The sequence below is a fragment of the Chitinophaga sp. Cy-1792 genome, assembly GCF_011752935.1.
Classification (GTDB): Bacteria; Bacteroidota; Bacteroidia; order Chitinophagales; family Chitinophagaceae; genus Chitinophaga.
Window position 1 is genome coordinate 1112340 of record NZ_VWWO01000002.1, and the last position, 19234, is coordinate 1131573.

The 19234-nt window shown below is 47.1% G+C and carries 16 protein-coding genes; 8 read left to right on the forward strand and 8 right to left on the reverse strand.

From position 1 onward, the window contains the following. Nucleotides 1-171 precede the first annotated feature (171 nt). From F3J22_RS18640 to asnA, 3 genes are all read right to left on the reverse strand, one after another. Nucleotides 172-1347, reverse strand: coding sequence for a FecR family protein (locus F3J22_RS18640; RefSeq protein ID WP_167019451.1), 1176 nt, complete (start codon nt 1345-1347; stop codon nt 172-174). A gap of 104 nt (nt 1348-1451) precedes the next feature. Beyond that, nucleotides 1452-2051 carry an RNA polymerase sigma factor gene (locus F3J22_RS18645; RefSeq protein ID WP_167019452.1) on the reverse strand — a complete coding sequence of 200 codons (600 nt, stop codon included), beginning with the start codon at nt 2049-2051 and terminating at the stop codon, nt 1452-1454. 235 nt (nt 2052-2286) lie between these two features. Continuing rightward, a complete protein-coding gene (asnA, locus tag F3J22_RS18650) occupies nt 2287-3276 on the reverse strand; it encodes an aspartate--ammonia ligase (RefSeq protein WP_167019453.1) in 990 nt (329 codons plus the stop codon). A 247-nt stretch (nt 3277-3523) separates the two neighbouring features. Between asnA and F3J22_RS18655 the strand changes: the two genes are divergently transcribed. Genes F3J22_RS18655 through F3J22_RS18670 form a run of 4 tightly spaced genes read left to right on the forward strand, consistent with a single transcriptional unit; the run spans nt 3524 to nt 10297 of the window. After that, nucleotides 3524-6409, forward strand: a complete 2886-nt coding sequence (locus F3J22_RS18655) for a TonB-dependent receptor plug domain-containing protein (protein ID WP_167019454.1) — start codon at nt 3524-3526, stop codon at nt 6407-6409. A gap of 15 nt (nt 6410-6424) precedes the next feature. Continuing rightward, nucleotides 6425-7627, forward strand: a complete 1203-nt coding sequence (locus F3J22_RS18660; protein WP_167019455.1) for a DUF4876 domain-containing protein — start codon at nt 6425-6427, stop codon at nt 7625-7627. Nucleotides 7628-7634: 7 nt separating this feature from the next. Next, nucleotides 7635-9152 (forward strand): DUF6850 family outer membrane beta-barrel protein, encoded by a 1518-nt coding sequence (locus F3J22_RS18665; protein ID WP_167019456.1) that lies wholly within the window; start codon nt 7635-7637, stop codon nt 9150-9152. A 17-nt stretch (nt 9153-9169) separates the two neighbouring features. After that, on the forward strand, nt 9170-10297 hold the full coding sequence (locus F3J22_RS18670; protein WP_167019457.1) for a cytochrome-c peroxidase: 1128 nt from the start codon (nt 9170-9172) through the stop codon (nt 10295-10297). A 70-nt stretch (nt 10298-10367) separates the two neighbouring features. On the opposite strand, the gene F3J22_RS18675 is transcribed toward F3J22_RS18670, so the two are convergent. From F3J22_RS18675 to F3J22_RS18685, 3 genes are all read right to left on the reverse strand, one after another. Beyond that, nucleotides 10368-11132: an SDR family oxidoreductase gene (locus tag F3J22_RS18675; RefSeq protein WP_167019458.1), complete on the reverse strand. Its 765-nt coding sequence runs from the start codon at nt 11130-11132 to the stop codon at nt 10368-10370. Between the two features lie 131 nt (nt 11133-11263). Further along, nucleotides 11264-12181, reverse strand: a complete 918-nt coding sequence (locus tag F3J22_RS18680) for an AraC family transcriptional regulator (RefSeq protein ID WP_167019459.1) — start codon at nt 12179-12181, stop codon at nt 11264-11266. 99 nt (nt 12182-12280) lie between these two features. Beyond that, nucleotides 12281-13141, reverse strand: a complete 861-nt coding sequence (locus F3J22_RS18685; protein WP_167019460.1) for a DMT family transporter — start codon at nt 13139-13141, stop codon at nt 12281-12283. Nucleotides 13142-13392: 251 nt separating this feature from the next. Between F3J22_RS18685 and F3J22_RS18690 the strand changes: the two genes are divergently transcribed. Genes F3J22_RS18690 through F3J22_RS18700 form a run of 3 tightly spaced genes read left to right on the forward strand, consistent with a single transcriptional unit; the run spans nt 13393 to nt 16739 of the window. Continuing rightward, a complete protein-coding gene (locus F3J22_RS18690; protein ID WP_167019461.1) occupies nt 13393-14109 on the forward strand; it encodes a Crp/Fnr family transcriptional regulator in 717 nt (238 codons plus the stop codon). Between the two features lie 60 nt (nt 14110-14169). Continuing rightward, entirely contained in the window at nt 14170-15126 is a 957-nt protein-coding gene (locus F3J22_RS18695) for a pectinesterase family protein (RefSeq protein WP_205195409.1), read from the forward strand. After that, nucleotides 15126-16739: a glycoside hydrolase 43 family protein gene (locus tag F3J22_RS18700; protein WP_167019462.1), complete on the forward strand. Its 1614-nt coding sequence runs from the start codon at nt 15126-15128 to the stop codon at nt 16737-16739. The genes F3J22_RS18695 and F3J22_RS18700 overlap by 1 nt, the downstream gene beginning before the upstream one ends. A gap of 99 nt (nt 16740-16838) precedes the next feature. On the opposite strand, the gene F3J22_RS18705 is transcribed toward F3J22_RS18700, so the two are convergent. Beyond that, the gene (locus tag F3J22_RS18705) at nt 16839-17201 is read right to left on the reverse strand and encodes a helix-turn-helix domain-containing protein (RefSeq protein WP_205195411.1); all 363 of its coding nucleotides are present in this window, start codon (nt 17199-17201) and stop codon (nt 16839-16841) included. A gap of 87 nt (nt 17202-17288) precedes the next feature. Here F3J22_RS18705 and F3J22_RS18710 point away from each other — a divergent pair, with 87 nt between their 5' ends. Continuing rightward, nucleotides 17289-18077, forward strand: coding sequence for an alpha/beta fold hydrolase (locus tag F3J22_RS18710; protein ID WP_167019464.1), 789 nt, complete (start codon nt 17289-17291; stop codon nt 18075-18077). Nucleotides 18078-18089: 12 nt separating this feature from the next. Here F3J22_RS18710 and F3J22_RS18715 read toward each other — a convergent pair whose 3' ends face one another. Continuing rightward, on the reverse strand, nt 18090-19106 hold the full coding sequence (locus tag F3J22_RS18715) for a LacI family DNA-binding transcriptional regulator (protein ID WP_167019465.1): 1017 nt from the start codon (nt 19104-19106) through the stop codon (nt 18090-18092). Nucleotides 19107-19234: the final 128 nt, after the last annotated feature.

Below are 19234 nucleotides of genomic sequence, written 5' to 3' on the forward strand. Positions count from 1 at the left end.
TACTTTTGTTTTGTGTGGCGTTAGAAATTCAATTTTTTAGTGCAAATGGAAATTTGGATGGCCGCATTCAACCGGGAGCATTGGCGTGCTTCCGGTTTTTTCGTAACCGGGTAGAATCATTCACGTTTTCATAACTGTTATTTTTTAATCATAAGTGGATATAAATAGTTACTATTCCTTCACAGGTTTTACCTGGATTTTATTATCGCTGGCCTCAAACCGGACCAGTTTGGTTGTTGATAATATCTTTAATAATGTGCCGGCATCTTCCCTGCGGGATATCACTCCTGTCAGCCTGACATCGGCCAGGTCCCCTTCATAACTGATATCTACATCGTACCAGCGGGATATCTGCCGCATGATTGTCTGTACGCTGGTATTACGGAAACGGAATTTCCCTTCTTTCCAGGCCAGTACTTCTTCCAGGTCGGCAGCGGCTGTTTCGAATTCATTAGCCTCGTTCAAACTCGCGCCCAGTCCTGGTTTCAGCGTCAGGAATTTATCTTTGTACAATACTTTTACCAATCCGGATTCCAGGGTGGTTGTCACGGCTTTTTCGTCGTTATAGGCCATGATATTGAAGCTGGTGCCTAATACCTGTACCGACAGCTGTTTGTTGCCGTTTACTTCCACGAAGAAGGGCTGCTGTGCATTGGCGGCCACCTGGAAATAGGCTTCTCCGCTGATCTGTACGCGGCGCTCGCCTTCCCTGAAGGCGGTAGGGAAGCGAATACTGCTGGCAGCATTGAGCCATACCTTGCTGCCATCCGGGAGGCCCAGCTGAAACTGGCCGCCTCTGGGCGTTACCACGGTATTATAGACCACCTGTGCTGATTTGCCGTTGGCATTATAGGAAAGGCTGTTGCCCGTATTTACAATGGAAGCATCGCCCTGGGTGGCAATGTTGCCGGTGTTGGCGCTGTCCAGCGACACGGCTTTGCCATCTGCAAGGATCAGCATGGCCTTGTTGCTGCCCGGTTGCATAGGCTGGCGCTTAAAGGCGATTTTAGGAGTAGAAGGCTGCTGCCGGAGTTGATAGTAATAACCGCTACCGGCGATGGCCAGCAGGGCCACAGCGGCGGCGGCATACCTCCAGCGGGAGAGGTGGTGTACCTTCTTAGGTGCGGGGGCTTCTTCCTGCTTGCCCAGGATGCTGGCCAGTACGGCCTGTTGTGCGGCTGGTGCCCAGTCACTTGCAGGAACGCCGGTACGCAGGGAGTGCATAATGTCGTCCTGCAGCACTTCATCGTAGTCACCGGTCGCCAATAACTGTTGCAGCCGCTCCAGCGCTTCGGCTGTGATACGACCGCTCCTGTACTGTGATAACAGTTGTTGAACTTCCTTCATATTATATCAGTTTTCCCGGTGGATGTAAGGTAAAGACGTACAACTCCTCCGGAAGGAGTAACCGTCCTGAAAAAAAATTTTTCATAATAGTTGAGAATAGGGAATTATCTCCTGAAAGCCAGTATCAGTAAGAGTATTGGCAAAACGTCGTTGTTGACGTTTGCCTGCACGAAGGATCGTACAGACTGGGATGCCAGGCTCATATGTTTTTTTACTGTATGTATGGAGATGTTAAGTTGTTGTGAGATTTCTTCGTTGCTGAAGCCTGCCATCCTGGCCTGGTATACTTTCCGGCGTTCCGGTGGCAGCGACGATACTGCCCTGTTCAGGATGCCGCTGTATTCATGTTCCAGCAGCCGGTGGTCGGCATCTGCTGTGGCAAGCGGCTGTTGCTGCTGATGTATGTCGTATACCTTTATGCGCGTCAGCCTGCGCTTAAAGCTATCATATATATGGTTGCGGGTAAGTATGAAGAGGTAATCCCGGAAATTTTTTATGCCAGGTAATCCTTCTTTTTTTATCCAGATCTTCAGAAAGATGTCCTGTACCGTTTCCGTGGCCAGGTAGGTATCCTTCAGATATACCATGGCCACATCATATACATGGTTACTGTAGTGATTAAATATGATGGTATATGCATCCGCATTTCCTGCGGCCACTCGCTCAAGTAGTGCGGTCTCGTTTGGTAAGTCGATGATTGGCAAAGGTTCGGTTTATATCACTTACTAATACAATCTTCGTCATAATTACAATGGTAAATTAATAATAAAATAACAAAAACAGGAAATTTAGTTAAACGTTTTAGCTATCCGGTGTGCCTGGGTTCCCGTAAACCGTTGCTGTACTGCGGGTACATAAAAATGAAAAACCTTCCCTAAATGAATAGAGAAGGCTTCCTGATGGTTTAAAGTCCGAACAGCCGGACAAATTATATAAATTTTACTGATGTTCGTCTGGCCAGATGCTTGCCTGTACTTCGGAGATATGCTGTTTCTGTAGCAGCAGCATACATAATCTTGATTGTCCGATACCGCCACCCATCGACAGCGGGTAAACGTTTTCGAGGATGTTGTGATGGAAGTCGAGGCCGGCACGTTCGCTGCAGCCTTTCATTCCGAGCTGGCGGCGTAATGCTGTAGCATCTACGCGGATACCCATGGAGGAAATTTCCAGGGCCCGATCCAGGATAGGGTTCCAGATGATCAGGTCCCCATTGAGGCCATTGAAGCCATCTTCGTTGGGAGTCGTCCAGTCGTCATAATCCGGGGCCCGGTCGTCGTGCACAAGGTCGTTGCTCAGCGGCCCGCCGATACCGAAAATGAATACGGCGCCGTGTTCCCGGGCAATCCTGTTTTCACGCTCTTTGGGCGTCAGCTCCGGGTATAGGGTCAGCAGCACTTCACTATGTATGAAGGTCAGCTCCTCAGGAAGTTCCAGGATGCTGTCCTGGTGTTCGCGCAGCATCGTATTGGCGCTGCGTACACTGTCGTAGATCGCCGTAACGGTATCGCGGAGGGTTACCAGGTTACGCTCTTCCTGCCGGATAGATTTCTCCCAGTCCCATTGATCTACATAAAAACTATGTACCGGGGAAATTTCCTCGTCGGCACGAATGGCACGCATATCGGTAACAATACCTTCTCCGGGTTGTATGCCCAGTTCGTACAGGCGTCTGCGTTTCCATTTGGCCAGGGAATGGACGATCTCTACATGATGGTCTATGCCTTTGAGATTAAATCTCACCGGACGCTCCACGCCGTTGAGGTCATCATTTAACCCGGTACCGGATTGTACAAACAAGGGTGCATTTACTTTCGTCAGGCACAGGGCCTCGCAAAGTGCTGCGGAAAAGTGGTCCTTAATCCGCGAAATAAGTTGTTCCTGTACCAGTAATTTGCCTGGATACTGTGTTTTGGTGAGGGCACTCATTTTAAATTGCTTTTTTCACTGGTATGTTTGAATAATTTCTGATCAATTTTTGAATTGGTATGACAAAATTCAATAAAATAATCTAAAAAGTAAAATATTTTCAAGTAAATAATTGAATTGTTAGTGAAATGACAAAAAATGAACGTGATTTTGCAATTTTGGTAAAGAAAAAGGGATAAAATGATAAAAAGCCCTCGGGAAGCGATAATCGGATCGGGAAACGCATTGATCGTATCCGGAATTTATTATGCCCGCAACAGCCCAAAAGCTGGTTCCACTGTTTATCATCATCTACCTTTGCAGGCAATCAAAAGATCTGGATGTTAGCGTGAACCGTACCAACTATTTAAGAGTAATCAACCTGGGCCTATGCCTCGCCACTATGCTGCTAATGCTTATACCTGCCGGAACCTATGCGCAGCAGGCATCAGGCGTGTTATCCGGTAACCTCTGGGATAAAGATAGTTCCCGTGTAGCCGATATCGTTACTGTTGTTGCCACCGCAGCAGACAATAAACAACCTTTCAGCACTGTCAGTGATGAGCAGGGACACTTCCTGTTCAAACAACTGCCCTATGGTACCTATACCATAGGTATATATAGTATGCGCTACCAGGCAGCGCCGCTGACCATCCACTTCCACAAAGACCAGCCACTGGAAATCATCGTAACGAAAAAAATAAAAACATTATCTGAAGTATATGTAACAGCAGCGGAATCAAAAGGACTCAGCACGGCCTCCGTTATCGACCGCAAGGCCATGAGCCACCTGCAGCCCTCCAGCTTCTCCGACCTCATGGAACTATTGCCTGGCGGCCGCGCCACTGATCCTAAACTGACAGCCATGAACCAGGTAAAACTCCGGGAAACTGGCGGCGGCGGTTCTGATTTTAATATCTCTTCCCTGGGTACCGCCTTCCTGATAGATGGCGCGCCAGTCAATACCAGCGCCAACCTCCAGAGTTCATCCGCCTTCGTTTCAAACGATCCTAATAGTGGCAAAAGTGCTGTTAACGCCGGTGTCGACATGCGTAATATCTCCACCGACCAGATCGAAAGCGTAGAAATCATCAGGGGAATTCCTTCTGTTGAATATGGTGACCTCACCAGCGGACTGGTAAAAATCAATCGCGTCAAAGGGGCCACAACACTGAATGTACGCATGAAAGCCGATGGGTTCAGTAAACTCTTTGCCGTAGGAAAAGGCTTCGACCTCCCCGCTCAAAAGATGACACTCAACTTCGACCTGGGCTACCTGAAGGCTAAAGCTGATCCTACCAATAGCTTCGAAAATTATAACAGGATCAATGCCAGCGTAAGAACAGAGAAACATTGGATCACCGACAAACGACTGATTAAATGGAATGCGGCACTCGATTACAGCACCAATATCGACAATAAACGCACCGACCCGGATAACAGCTACGCACTGACGGATAAATATAAATCTACCTATAACTCCTACGGTATCAGCAGCAGCATCCGCAGCCAGGCTGCCAACCGCAACGCCCTGTGGCAATCATGGGAAATTGCCGGACAACTGAACTACCAGCATAACAGAATGGATATCACCAAATGGATGCAGGCTAAATCTGCCACCGTATTGTTCAATTCATTAACTGCCGGTGAACATGATATCATGTACCTGACGCCCAGCTATACTTCCTATTTGTTAGTAGATGGCCAGCCACTGCTGGGATTCCTCAAAGCCCAGACAAATCTCCAGTTTAAGGCTGCAGGTGCGCAGCATCAGGTGAAAGTGGGCATGGAGGCCAACTATAGCAAGAACTTAGGCAAAGGACAACAGTACGATATCAATTTCCCACCTACAGAAAGCATCATGGCCCGCCCGCGTGCCTTCGACTCCATCCCCGGTATGCTGAACGTTGCCGGCTTCGCTGAAGATGCACTCACCTGGCACCTCGGCCGCCATACTCTCGTCGCCGCCGGCGGTGTAAGAGCTATGACACTGGCTGGCATGGACAGTCGCTATGCACTGGCCAATAAAATCTACCTCGACCCACGTGTCAATACCCGGTGGACATTACCCAATTTCTATATCAACGCAAAACCTTTAACAGTGACACTGGGCGGCGGTTATGGCCTGCAAACAAAAATGCCTACCACTGACCAGTTATATCCACTGCCACAGTACCTCGACTTTGTACAGCTGAATTATTTCCATAATAATCCTGCCTACAGAAGAGCCAATGCAGTAACGTATATCAACAGCAGAGTGAATTACGACCTGCTGGCAGCAGTCAACAAAAAACTGGAATTTACCGGCGATATCACCTTTAACGAAAACAGGCTTAGCTTCAGCTGGTTCCATGAATATATGAATTCGGGCTTCAGGTCTGTATCTGCCCTGAACTATTATTCCTATAAAAAATATGACGTCAACTCCGTAGATGCAGCAAAACTGGACCATCTGCCGGAATTATCAGAATTTAATTATGAAACCACCGGCCGCTATTATGGTACATCGAAAACTACCAATGGCAGCAAACTGATTAAAAACGGGGTGGAATTCCAGTTCGCATCCAGACGTATAACGGCAATCAATACACGTTTCACTGTAACGGGCGCTTATTATCGCACTACCTATAGTGACAACCAGCCTACCTATAAGATAGATCAGCAAGTGGCTGTTAATGGCAATATTGCACAATATATCGGTGTGTTTACTGATCCTGATGCCTCCATCAGGGAACAGTTCAATACAAATATTATGGCAGATAGCTACCTGCCAAACCTTGGACTGATCGTATCTGCTTCCGTGCAGAATCTCTGGTTTACCAGCAGCCAGACGTCCTACAAATCAGGTGTGCCGGCCTATTATATTGCACCTGATGGTAAATCATATCCCTTTACCAGCGCAAGCTACACCGATCCGCAAGTGAATTACCTGGTAACGAATTACAGCGGAAGCGCCTTCTTCAAATATGTGGTGCCCATCGATTTACAGGTAAACCTGAAGGTGAGCAAGGAATTTAAGAAAGTAGGCGTCATCTCCATGTTCGTTAACAGACTGCTTACCTATACACCGGATTATACCAGTTTCGGTACAACAAAAAGAAGAAGTGGCCTCAGCAGCCCTTACTTCGGAATGGAAATGAATTTCAAACTCTAATTGATATAATATTATATGCGTTTAACTAAACTGTTTTTTGTATTGCTGACTGCCGGCGCCTGCACATTTGTTGCCTGCAAAAAAGACGGCATCTCTATCAGCAAAACCAACGTTGCCGTAAGCTTGCAAAATCCACAAGGACTGGAAGGGGTGAAAACTTCCAATTTGAATATCATCTTCAAGGAAGTGAACAGTGGAGTGTCTACCACCTTTACCATTAATAATGCTGCTGAATTATCCAAAATCGTATTGGCAGAAGGTTCCTATAATGTAAGTCTGGAAGGTGATATTGAATATAACGCGGATGGCGTTACCCAGACGGGAAAGGTACGCGGCTTCCAGCAGGGTGTAGTAGTAAAAGGTGGTTCATTCGCGCTTAATCTCTCCTTATTCCTTTATAACACAGGGGCTAATTTTGTATTCAGAGAAATATTCTTCACCGGTACAGTTACGCCGGAAGGTAAACAGTATAATGGAGATAAATATTTTATCATCTACAATAACTCTGCGGATACCTTATACGCAGATGGACTGGTGATCGCAGAAGCGGCCTTCCTCTCTACTACCAAACGCGCCTATACGCCGGATATCATGAAAGATACCTTCAGCGCAGGTTCCGTGGTAATGATCCCTGGTAACGGTAAAGACTATCCGGTATTACCGGGCAAACAAATCGTTATTGCCAACAACGCAATCAACCACAAGGAATATAATGCCAATTCAATGGACCTGACCGGTGCTAATTTTGAGCTGACATTATTGTCTTCTATCAACGTAGATAATCCGCAGGTGCCTGATCTTATCAATGTTACCACCGCCATGACCATGCATAACAGGGGCTTCAAAAGCTATGTGCTGGCTCGTTTCCCTGCCGGCGTAACACCCATCAGTTTTAAAGCAAATAACTTATATACTTATTCGTATGTAAATGATGCCGGCGGTACTACCAAATCTACCGGCTATACCATCGCCAACAACTGGATCCTGGATGCAGTGAATCTCTCTATCCCATCTGATTTTGCATGGATCTTAACTTCTCCTGCACTGGATATGGGCTGGTCGTACTGTGGTAAAGTAGATGGTGATAATAACCGTTATGGTAAAGCAGTAAGACGCCAGGTGCTGAGTACTAACCCTGACGGACGTGTGATTTTACAGGATAACAATAATTCAACGCTTGACTTCGATCCTGAAGTTAAGCCTTCATTAATGCCTTAATTGAATAATGAACTGGCAAAAAACAATATACATCTTTGCTTTCCTGGGTCTGCGCTTTACAGCACAAGCCCAGGATTCCACTTTAGTACCGCTGGCTAAGGAACAGACAAACGTGACAGCATTGGGAAGGGATCAGCTCTACGCAAGCCCGGCACTGAAAATTTATCAACGACAGATTAGCTACGCTTCGCTGGTGGCATCCTACCGCAAATACACGCAAGACCTATACCTGCAGCAGGAGGGGAGTGGACAGCAGTATTTTTCCCTGCAGGCAGAAACCTACCAGAAAAAGGTGAAAAACCTCACCCTCTGGGGAAACGCTGCCTACAGCAGTGAAACGCAATATGCCGTGAAATTCAACGAAACGGCCGATTATCAGCTGGTTTATCCCTATGTCATGGCAGATTCTATCGGTGGCGACCTGAAAGCAGAGACCTATTCCTTCTCTGGAGGACTAGCAAAAACGCTCGGACAATACCAGGTAGCAGGCACCGTAGGCTTCAGGGGACAACAATCTTATCGCTCCAGGGATCCTCGCCCGGTCAACATCTCCTCCGATGTCAATATCGATCTGGCCATCTCCCGGAAAATAAATAACAAATATGCAATCGCGGCAGATGTGCTGCTCAATAAATACAGTCAGAAAAACAAACTCTCTTTCGTAAGTGAACTGGGGCAACCCGTTGTGTACCACGATGCAGGACTGGGAGTGTACAATAAGCTGCTGGTAGGCTCATTACTGAATGCCTGGTATAACGGTGTCGGCTATGGGTTTTCCTTAAAGATCAGCCCGACGGATTACCGCGGGTTCTTCGCCGGATTCGATCTTCACCAAAGTGATATAAAAAAACGTACCTCCAAAAGCGGCGGCAACGATATTTATGAAGTAGGATCTGTGGAGGAAAACAATATGGGAGGTAATGCCGGTTATCTGCTGGAGCAGGGCCAGCACCATTTTATTGTGCAGGGATCAGTGAATATGGTGGAGCGAAAGGGAATAGAAGCCATCTTTGATGTGCAGAATTCAGAAAACAACATCAACAAAATATCCTCGTCTCCACGGTACATACACCAGTACGAAACCTATCATTTCAGATCGGTGTATGGTCATACGGGTGGTTATCTCGACTGGTACATCGGTGCGCAGGCGCGCTACGAAGACCATACGCAGCGCTATGTTTCCCCGGACAGAGAAATGCTGTACCAGCAACTGACTGCCGGTGGTGATATCACCCTGCGCAAACAACTGGGTAAAAAGGTGCTTACGCTCTCTGGTAAGCTTGAACGCCAGGAGAACCTGGGTAATGATTTTTATTGGAGTGATGTAGACCAGAAAACTGCCATTTATTCCATGCTAACGAGTAACTTTGCGTACTTAACAGCGTCTGGTCTTAATTATGGCGGAAGTGTCCGGATAGATTTTCCACTGAAAAATAAGCTTTCCTGCTATATTAAAGCTGCATATGAAGGTCGCAATGCCATTGGCAGACGCGATTTCAGCGTGATGACAGCTATTCAATTTTAATTGCCAGCCTTAGTGCTATGAAAAGAAAATTTATCATCGTGGCCACATTGGTGGCATTTGTAACAGGCAGTAGTTTTCTTGCGCAGCCTGATCCTTCAGCTGCATTGCGTGCACTGTATGAAAAGCCGGTGTCTGAATGGCCGAAGCCGGATATTGATGCAGGGATCGTATATGCAGAGTTTAAGCCATTGCCAACCGTAGATACCAGTTATTTCAGAATTATTGCACAGCCGAAAGTGAATCTCGGTAAGCTGTTATTCTTTGATCCGATATTATCCAGCTCCAACCAGATTTCCTGTAGCAGCTGCCATGATCCGCATTTGTCGTGGGGAGATGGCAGACGTGTGTCACTTGGTACCGACCATCTGGAAGGTACCCGTAACACGCCCTCACTGCTGAACGTAGCGCAGCGCAAATCATTCTTCTGGGATGGCCGCGCCGCCTCCCTGGAAGCACAGGCTGCCTTTCCTATCCAGACGCACCACGAAATGGATATGAACATCGAAAAGCTGGGCCCTAAACTCAGCCAGATAAAAGCCTATCAGAAGCTCTTCAAGGAAGCTTTTGGTACTACGCAGGTAACACAGGAAATGATCGTAGGCGCCATCGCCGCTTTCCAGGAAACCATTACCAGCCGTAAAAGCCGTTTCGATAAATTCATGGAAGGTGATTATAAAGCACTTTCTGACCAGGAACTATATGGTATGCATCTCTTCAGAACAAAAGCAAGATGTATGAACTGCCACAACGGTCAGTACCTGACAGATGAGAGCTTCCATAATATCGGCCTGACTTACTACAAGCGTAAATACCAGGACCTGGGCAGATATGAAATTACCCATGATGCCAATGATGTAGGCAAATTCAAAACGCCATCCCTGCGCGATGTGATGCATAACGCACCATGGATGCACAACGGCCTGTTCAACGATATTACCGGCGTAGTCAATATCTACAACAGTGGTATGCATATGATTGATCCAAAGCCGGAGCAAAAGGCGCAGGATAGCCTGTTCCCTTATACAGATCCTATTCTGCATAAACTGAACCTCACTAAGGATGAAATCGGCGCTATTGTGGCGTTTATGGACGCCATCACTGCAACCCAATACAAAATGCAACGGCCGGAACTGCCAAGAGACTAACGTTTTTATTATAATGAAAGCCCCGGAAGGTCACTGACTTTCCGGGGCTTTCCTATATAATAGCTGTTGTTTACAGGTTCATTCCACCACTTACTTCAATACGTTGCGCATTGATCCATCTGGCTTCTTCCGTGCAGAGGAATGCTACTACGCCACCGATGTCATCCGGCAGGCCTACACGGCCTAAAGCGGTATGAGCAGCAATCACATCATTGATTTCTTTATTGTCTCTCACTCTGCCGCCACCGAAATCGGTTTCAATAGCGCCTGGTGCTACGGTATTGGCAGCGATGCCACGTGCGCCGAGTTCAGTTGCCAGGTACCGGGTAAACACTTCTATGGCGCCTTTCAGTGAGCCGTAAACGCTGCTGCCGGGAGGCGTGAAACGTGCCAGGCCGGAAGAAATATTGATGATACGGCCACCGTCGTTCAGGAAAGGGAGTGCTTTCTGTGTCAGGAAGAATACCCCTTTGAAATGTATGTTGACGGCGGTATCAAACTGTTCTTCTGTGGTAGATGCCACAGGCGCATATAAGGCTGTACCGGCATTATTTACCAGGAAATCAAAATGATTGCTGTTAAAGGTTTTGTTTAATACCGTGCTGAATTCTTTAAAAAAGGCATCAAAAGCGGCCACATGAGAGGTGTCCAGCTGTAAGGCGGCTGCTTTACGGCCTTTGGCTTCAATGGCTTTCACCACTTCGGCTGCATCATCAGCCTTGCTGTGATAGGTGATGATAACGTCGATGCCTTTATCTGCGATGGCGAGTGCCATGTTTTTGCCTAATCCTCTGCTTCCCCCTGTTACCAGGGCAATTTTGGTTCTGGTAGTCATAACAATATTTTATTTGTATAAAAGATTTCTGTTGCCAATTGTTCAATAATTGTTGTTATCAATCGACTACACAAATGTCTGCCGGTTTTGCCGGATCATTGTTACGCTATTCAATCCATGGTTTGCAAAAATCAAATGCCGGGCTGCTTTCTGAAGCTGACCGGGGTAATGGCCGTTTGTTTCCGGAAGAAGTTGGAGAAATGCGCCACTTCTTCAAAGCCAAGTCCATAGGCTATTTCAGAAATGCTCAGGTCTGTTTGTTTGAGTAGTATTCTCGCTTCCTGGGTAATGCGGTGGCTGATGAGCTCGGTGGTGGTTTTCCCGGTATTTTCTTTTAATACTTTATTAAGATGATTGACATGTACGGCTAAACGATCGGCAAAGTCGCTGGCAGTGCGCAGCTCCATCCGCTGATGTGGCGGCTCTACCGGAAACTGCCGCTCCAGCAGCTCTATGAACAGGGAAGCGATACGGTGAGCAGCATTATGGGTAGGGTACAGGGCGGTCATTGGCTGTAGCTTCTGCCCGTAGTGAATGACTTCCATTACATAATTTCGCAGCAGGTCATATTTATAGGCATAATCGGAAGATATCTCTTCATACATCTTTTTAAAAATAGCGGTAATGGCTTCCGCTTCCTTCTCCGATACCTGGAACACCGGATAACCGCCGGATTTGAAGATGGGGAGGTCGTCCAGCACAACGCCGCTTTTGCGCGGCAGCATGAAGTCATGGGTGAATATGCAGAAATATCCCTGCTGGTCATCGTCCAGGGGCTGGTAGTTATAAGGGATCTTCGGACTGGCAAATAACAGCGCGTGCTGCTCGATTTCGATCACTTTGTCTGCGTACTCTGCCCTGTTCCGGCCGTTGATCATACTGATCTTATAATAATTCCGCCGGTTGTAGGGCATGCCTTTATTGGCTTTCACCGCGGCCACGGTATCTGCCGTCTTGAATACATTGAAATGCCCGATCTCATTACTGATGCCCTCGGGTACCACGCCTTTATATTCCCTGTAAAAATCTTCCAGTGAGGTCGTTTCCATAAAACCGGTTATTTGCGAAATTCAAATGTAGGGAAATTTATGGGGGCATCTGCGGGTATTAACAAAACCCTGCATGCTGCAGGCAAGGGCAGTGGTTGTTTAGCTGAAAGCCAGCAGTGCTATGCCTGCCAGGATGATGACCGCACCGATCATACGGCGGGTGGCATCTTTTTCTTTCAGCAGGTTGACGCCAAAGAATACCCCGATAACGATACTCAGCTCACGTACGGGCGCTACATAACTTACCGGCGTGGTTTTCATGGCAATCAATACCAGCAAATAGGAGACGGGTTGCAGGATGGAAACCATCAAAGCGGCCTTCCAGTGCAGCTTCACCGAAACTTTTACTTCTTCAGATTTTCGTATAGCCACCGGCGTAAGTGCCAGCAACGGCAGGATCATCGAACCAAAGCTGATGAATAAGGGAGAAATATGGTAATCGGCAACGGCTTTTTTGTCCCACAACGTATACCCGGCAATGAAAATGCCTGTCAGCAGGCCGTAATTGAGTCCGGTTAGTACTTGCTTGCTGCTTCCGCTTAGTTTTAATCCTGTTAGTAAAATCACACCAGTGATGATCAGCACAAAGCCAATATAGGCTGGTATGCCCGGTCTTTCCCCGAAAAGCAGGATAGCGCCCGTTACGGAAAACAGCGGCCCTGCGCCCCGCGCCACAGGGTATACTACAGAAAGGTCTGCCTTGTGATAGCCTACCTGCAAGGCGATATAATAAAAGATGTGCAGCAGTCCGCTGCCAAGGGCCAGCCAGATGGCGGTGCTGGTGATCTCTACTTTGGCACTGCTGATCTGGTAGATCAGTACTGGTGCAAATATTACTGCTGAAAACAAAGATAGTAGCCAGAAAAATGGCAATCCTCCCTTCACCTGTTTGGTGATGAGGTTCCATAAGGCATGTATGATGGCGGCTATTAAAACAAGGATCAGGGAAAGGGTACTCATGATGATGTATTATGCTGGCACGATGAAGATAGGCTACGATTGTCTTTTGACAAAACGTATAATTACCTGTATTTATATTACAATAAAATATATATTTATTATTTTTGGGTGTTTTTTGTTTTTTAAGCAGATGATTGATTGTAATTTATAAATTTTGTGTAGATTTCGTTCATATTTTTATAGTGAACTGTGAAAATGTGCAAATAGGAAAAATAGCAATGCTTTAAAAATTCCTCTTTGCAACTGCTAGTATGAGAACAGACAACAAACTCTCCTGCGACGGACAAACATGCATGTTGTGCCGGCTATCCATGCCCGAATGGAAAACTGCGGTCAGGCTACAAGTAAAAAACTATCGGTTCAAAAAAAATGAAACCATCTTCCGTGAAGGGGATCCGGTGGAGGGCATCTACTTTGTCTATGATGGGATCGTAAAAGTACATAAACACTGGGGCACCGACAAAGACCTCATCGTCCGCTTTGCCGGCAAAGGTGAAATCCTTGGCCACAGGGGCATCGGCAGCACCGAAAACCTTTACCCGGTTACCGCCACAGCCATGAGTCCTGTTACGGTTTGCTATGTAGACATGCCCTTCTTCGAGGCATCCCTTAAAGTAAACCACGAATTCCTGTACCAGCTGATGCGCTTCTATGCACAGGAACTGCAGGAAGCAGAACGCTATATGCACGGACTTGCACATCTTCCCGTAAAAGCACGACTGGCAAATGCATTACTGCTACTACACACAAAATTTGGTACTACACCGGAAGGATTTATCAACCTGCCTTTAACCAAACAGGATTTATCTGCCTACATCGGCGCTACCTATGAAACTACCTTCCGTGTATTGCAGGACCTCATCGCCGCCGCACTGGTCAGGTCCGATGGCAAACTACTCGCTATCACCCAACCGGAAGCATTGCAGGAAATCCTGCGGGCAGCGGGAGCATCGGGAACGATTGCGTAAATAAACACGCCTTTCTTAGTGGCATTTACTATTTTGATGCGTGGAAACGAATACCACGCTATGATAAAATTTTTTCTCGTACTGCTACTGTCGGCATGCACGATAACACTGCACGCACAAACAGCTACCAAAACGGTGGCACAGGATGGTACAGGCGATTATACTACCGTACAAGCCGCACTGGACGCAGTTCCGCTTCACAACCAACAACCGCTGGTCATCTACATAAAAAAAGGAATTTATAAAGAAAAGCTACACCTGGATTCTACCAAAGACCACATTACTTTAATAGGGGAAGATGAAAACAATACCATCATCACCTATGCAGACCATGCCGGCGGAAGAGCCCCCAACGGGGATTCTATACGTACTTTCACTTCTTATTCCTGTAGTATCAACGCATCGGATTTTCGCGCCGAACACCTTACTTTTCAGAATACTGCCGGCCCCACCGCCGGACAGGCAGTAGCACTGGCGGTGAAAGCTGATCGCGCTTCGTTTATCCATTGCCGTATGCTGGGCTACCAGGATACACTGCTGGCAGGTAGTTACGGGCCTACACGTCAATACTACCGCGAATGTTATATCGAAGGCAGCATCGACTTTATTTTCGGATATGCGGCAGCGTTATTCTATAAATGTCATATCCACAGTAACAGGGACGCCTATATTACCGCAGCTTCCACCATACAGACACAATCCGCCGGATATGTTTTTAAAGAATGTAAAATTACGGCAGACAGCGGCGTAACGAAAGTGTACCTGGGGAGGCCATGGAGGCCGTTTTCGAGCGTTACATATATTAACTGTTACCTGGGTGGGCATATACTCCCGCAGGGCTGGGACAACTGGGGCAAAACAACCAACGAACAAACTGCACGCTATGCCGAATACAAAAATTATGGCCCAGGCGCAAATACCAACGCACGCGTGAAATGGGCCAGGCAACTGACTAAAAAAGAAGCCGCCGCTTTTACACCGTCATTTATTTACGGAGACTGGAAATTTAAATTATAATGAGATTATCACATTACCTGATAGGACTGCTGGCAGCATGTCCTGTCGCACTGCACGCTCAGCAGCAGGTTTCTAAAGTATGGGTGGCCGACAATGGAAACGGCACCTATAAAAATCCGGTGCTGTATGCCGACTATTCCGACCCGGACGCTATCCGTGTGAATGATGATTTTTATATGATCGCATCCAGCTTTGATGCTGTTCCCGGACTGCCTATCCTTCATTCTAAAGACCTGGTCAACTGGGAGCTGACCGGACATGCATTATTACGTCAGCCACCATTTGATCATTTCTCGCAAACGCAGCATGGCAACGGTGTGTGGGCGCCCGCTATCCGATACCATAATGATGAATTCTATATTTATTATCCTGACCCGGACTTCGGTATTTATCTTACCAAATCTAAAAATATCAATGGACCATGGTCAGCGCCTGAACTGGTAGTTGCCGGCAAAGGACTGATAGACCCCTGTCCGCTCTGGGACGACGACGGAAAGGTATACCTGGTGCATGCCTACGCGGGTAGTCGTGCAGGTATAAAAAGCATTATCGTCGTAAAACAGCTGAATGCGGAAGGCACCAAAGCTATCGATGAAGGTGTTATGGTATTCGACGGCCACGATGCCAACCCTACACTGGAAGGCCCGAAGTTGTATAAACGTAATGGATACTACTACATCTTTGCGCCCGCTGGTGGCGTATCTACGGGATGGCAGCTGGTGATGCGTTCAAAAAATATTTACGGCCCCTACGAAAGTAAAATTGTGATGGACCAGGGCAATTCAAAAGTGAACGGCCCGCACCAGGGCGCCTGGGTACAGACACAGAAAGGGGAGGACTGGTTCCTGCATTTCCAGGACCAGGAAGCCTATGGACGTGTGATACATTTGCAGCCGATGCAGTGGGTCAACGACTGGCCGGTGATAGGAGAAGATAAAGACAAAGACGGCAAAGGTACGCCGGTGGCCACCTGGCGCAAACCGAACGTAGGTACTTTCCCTGTCGTTACGCCTCCTGATTCAGATGAATTTAATACGCCTGCCCTGGGACTGCAATGGCAGTGGCAGGCCAATCCCGCTGCGGGATGGGCTTTCCCGTCGCCAGCAAAAGGTAGCTTACGCTTATTCGCTGCACAGGCGCCGGATTCAGCACGCAACCTCTGGGAGATTCCGAATGTATTACTGCAGAAATTCCCGGCAGAAACATTCACGGTTACAACAAAACTAAGCTTTACACCTCGACTTAACGGCGATCGTATAGTCTTTACCGTTATGGGTGCCGACTATGCCGGGTTGTCGCTTGAAAACCAGGCAGATGGCGTATATATTACTTCGTTGCGCTGTCTGAAGGCCGACAGGGGCAAGCCGGAAGAAAAGACTACAATTTCCAAATTTACCGGTAAGGATATTTACTTCCGCGTAACCGTAAAACCGGGGGCGCAATGTCAGTTTAGTTACAGTGAAGATGGCATGAAATTCAAAGATGCCGGAGCGGTGTTTACAGCGGTTCCTGGCCGCTGGATTGGTGCTAAAGTTGGCCTGAGCTGCTACCGCACCGTTAAAACCAATGATGCCGGTTATGCTGATGTTGATTGGTTCCGCGTTACGCCCTGATCAACTTTTTCACCCGGAAATTTGCCCGCACCGCAGGTGCGGGCAAATTTCCGGGTTTTATCGACCGCCGGAGGCGGTCGATAAAACCCGGAAAAAATTCTACATCTTTTCTTCCCACTTAATACCCCATTTATTCAACAATACCATAATCTCCAACAACTCTTTCCCCTTCAGGGTTACCTCATATTTAAACTGACAAGGCCAGGTAGTATGAATTTCTTCTTTTTCAATCAGCCCTTCTTCCAGCATTTCTGCTATTCTTTTCCCTAATACCTGATCAGATAAGGTCGGGAAGATCTTCTTCAGTTTACTGAACTGACTGATACCTGCGTCTATACAAACCAGTAACTGCATCTTCCAGCGAAGTCCGATGCTGGTAAGGATGCCATTGATCTTGCAATGTCCGGCCAATACCTTCAGGTTTTCAATACTGCTGGACGTTTCTTTGATATTTGTTGCCATGACTATTTTTTTAAAGGGGTGGCTCACTTTAGGGTGAGTCATTGGCCAGAACACTGGCTACTGCTACTTTTGATGAAAATAGATTTTATGAAGTTACAGAAAGAATTACGGCTATTAGTATTGGTATTATTGATAGCCTTATCACAAAATGCCTTTGCACAGGCAAAGTATGATAAACCCGTATTTGTATTGGTACACGGCGCCTGGCATGGGGGCTGGTGCTGGCAGGAAGTAAGTCAGCGGCTGACGGCACAGGGGTATAAAGTATATACACCTACGCTGAGTGGATTAGGTGAGCATAAAAATACGCTGAATGAAAGTGTAGGACTGGACACACATATCAGCGATATTATCAACCTCCTTACCATGGAGGATTTACATAATGTAGTGCTGGTAGGCCACAGCTATGCAGGCGCAGTCATAGAAGGAGTGGCAGATAGCATTCCCGGGAGGTTAAGAAGCCTGATTTTTCTGGATGCTATTATAGCGGAGAATGGACAGAGTTTGCATGAACTACAGCCAGCAGAAATGCAGGCTTCCGAGCAAAGGAATATTGATGCGAAGCAGCCACTGGCCCCATTCCCGGTGCAGATATTCGGTGTTACAGATCCTGTAAAGGCTGCCTGGGTGACTGCCAGGTTAACTGATCAGCCTTTTTTGACCTTCGCGCAGCAAATTAAACTGCATCATGCGTTGGGAAATGGTTTGCCCAGGACCTACATCGCCTGCACCAATCCACAGCTGCCTATTATGGCCAGGATGAGTGAAAAAGCCAAAAGCCTTGGATGGCAACATGTTGATATGAATACCGGCCATGATGCGATGATCACAGATCCGGCAGGACTGTCGAAGTTATTGTCAAAGCTGGCGCAATAGCGGTTGCAATAATTATTGTGGCTGTACCATCCTTGTTTGCAGGGCAATAGATTTAAAATCCTTCACAGGCCTTTTCGACTCTATCAGCTGTAACAGCAGCTCTGTGGCTACCTGCCCCATTTCATACGCGGGCTGTTGTACTACGGTGATAGGTGCGTGAAGTAATTCAATCAGTTCGGAATTGGAAAACCCGGTGAGTGCCATATCCTGGGGGATTGCAATGCCGGCGCGTTTCAGGACGCGCATACATCCTGTGGTGAGTTTGTCGGAGGTGGCAAAAATAGCTTCTGGCCGTGGACTCGCCTGTAATAACTCATGGACGGCAGTTTCTACTTCTGTCAATAACATTCCGCCATGAAAGCAGTATTTTATTAAAGCAGGATCAACAGTGATGTTATGCTGTTGCAATGCCGCCAGGTAGCCGCCTACACGATCTTTCGTGATGCTCAGGTGCTCTGAGTTGGCTACACAGGCGATGCTGTGGTGTCCTTCCGCCAGTAGTTGCATGGTGGCATTGTAAGCGCCCTGGTAATTGTCTACCATCACTTTATGTGTAGTAATATCTTCTACTGTTCTGTCGAAAAATACAATAGGCATCCCGGACTGGTGCATCCCTTTCAGGTGACTCAGGTCATTGGTGGCACTGGATACGCTGATAAGGAGTCCGTCTATACTCCTGGAAGCCAGGTATTGTAAGGTGCGTATCTCTTTCTCAAAGTTTTCATGGCTTTGGGAGATGATGACCGTATACCCTTTTTCATTGGCGACCGATTCAATCCCATTAATGATCTGGGAAAAAAAACTGTTGGCGATCTCTGATACGATCACGCCAATGGAATGGCTTTTCCTTTCTTTTAATGAGAGTGCGATCGGATTAGGCTGGAAATTCAGTTTCGCAGCATATTCCATAACAACCTGCTTGGTGGCTGAGCTAATTTCATGACTGTCGCGCAACGCACGGGATACCGTGGAAGTGGAGAGATTCAATGCTTTAGCAATGTCTTTGATCGTGATGGCTTGGTACTTCATTTCTTTTACAGCACGGGATTACAGGAGTTTTTCCCCGTCGTGAATGTAATGATTTTTCCGGGAACGATTGCGTAAATAAAATTCCCTTTTAATAAATAGTTATGTAGACTTGTGATGAGCTATATGCT

Bases quoted from the DNA above. Each gene is read 5' to 3' on its own strand.
- F3J22_RS18680 (WP_167019459.1), bottom strand. From the start codon at position 12,181: ATGGAAACGACCTCACTGGAAGATTTTTACAGGGAATATAAAGGCGTG.
- F3J22_RS18640 (WP_167019451.1), bottom strand. From the start codon at position 1,347: ATGAAGGAAGTTCAACAACTGTTATCACAGTACAGGAGCGGTCGTATC.
- F3J22_RS18695 (WP_205195409.1), top strand. From the start codon at position 14,170: ATGATAAAATTTTTTCTCGTACTGCTACTGTCGGCATGCACGATAACA.
- F3J22_RS18710 (WP_167019464.1), top strand. From the start codon at position 17,289: ATGAAGTTACAGAAAGAATTACGGCTATTAGTATTGGTATTATTGATA.
- asnA (WP_167019453.1), bottom strand. From the start codon at position 3,276: ATGAGTGCCCTCACCAAAACACAGTATCCAGGCAAATTACTGGTACAG.
- F3J22_RS18670 (WP_167019457.1), top strand. From the start codon at position 9,170: ATGAAAAGAAAATTTATCATCGTGGCCACATTGGTGGCATTTGTAACA.
- F3J22_RS18655 (WP_167019454.1), top strand. From the start codon at position 3,524: ATGCCCGCAACAGCCCAAAAGCTGGTTCCACTGTTTATCATCATCTAC.
- F3J22_RS18675 (WP_167019458.1), bottom strand. From the start codon at position 11,132: ATGACTACCAGAACCAAAATTGCCCTGGTAACAGGGGGAAGCAGAGGA.
- F3J22_RS18700 (WP_167019462.1), top strand. From the start codon at position 15,126: ATGAGATTATCACATTACCTGATAGGACTGCTGGCAGCATGTCCTGTC.
- F3J22_RS18660 (WP_167019455.1), top strand. From the start codon at position 6,425: ATGCGTTTAACTAAACTGTTTTTTGTATTGCTGACTGCCGGCGCCTGC.
- F3J22_RS18705 (WP_205195411.1), bottom strand. From the start codon at position 17,201: ATGGCAACAAATATCAAAGAAACGTCCAGCAGTATTGAAAACCTGAAG.
- F3J22_RS18690 (WP_167019461.1), top strand. From the start codon at position 13,393: ATGAGAACAGACAACAAACTCTCCTGCGACGGACAAACATGCATGTTG.
- F3J22_RS18685 (WP_167019460.1), bottom strand. From the start codon at position 13,141: ATGAGTACCCTTTCCCTGATCCTTGTTTTAATAGCCGCCATCATACAT.
- F3J22_RS18665 (WP_167019456.1), top strand. From the start codon at position 7,635: ATGAACTGGCAAAAAACAATATACATCTTTGCTTTCCTGGGTCTGCGC.
- F3J22_RS18715 (WP_167019465.1), bottom strand. From the start codon at position 19,106: ATGAAGTACCAAGCCATCACGATCAAAGACATTGCTAAAGCATTGAAT.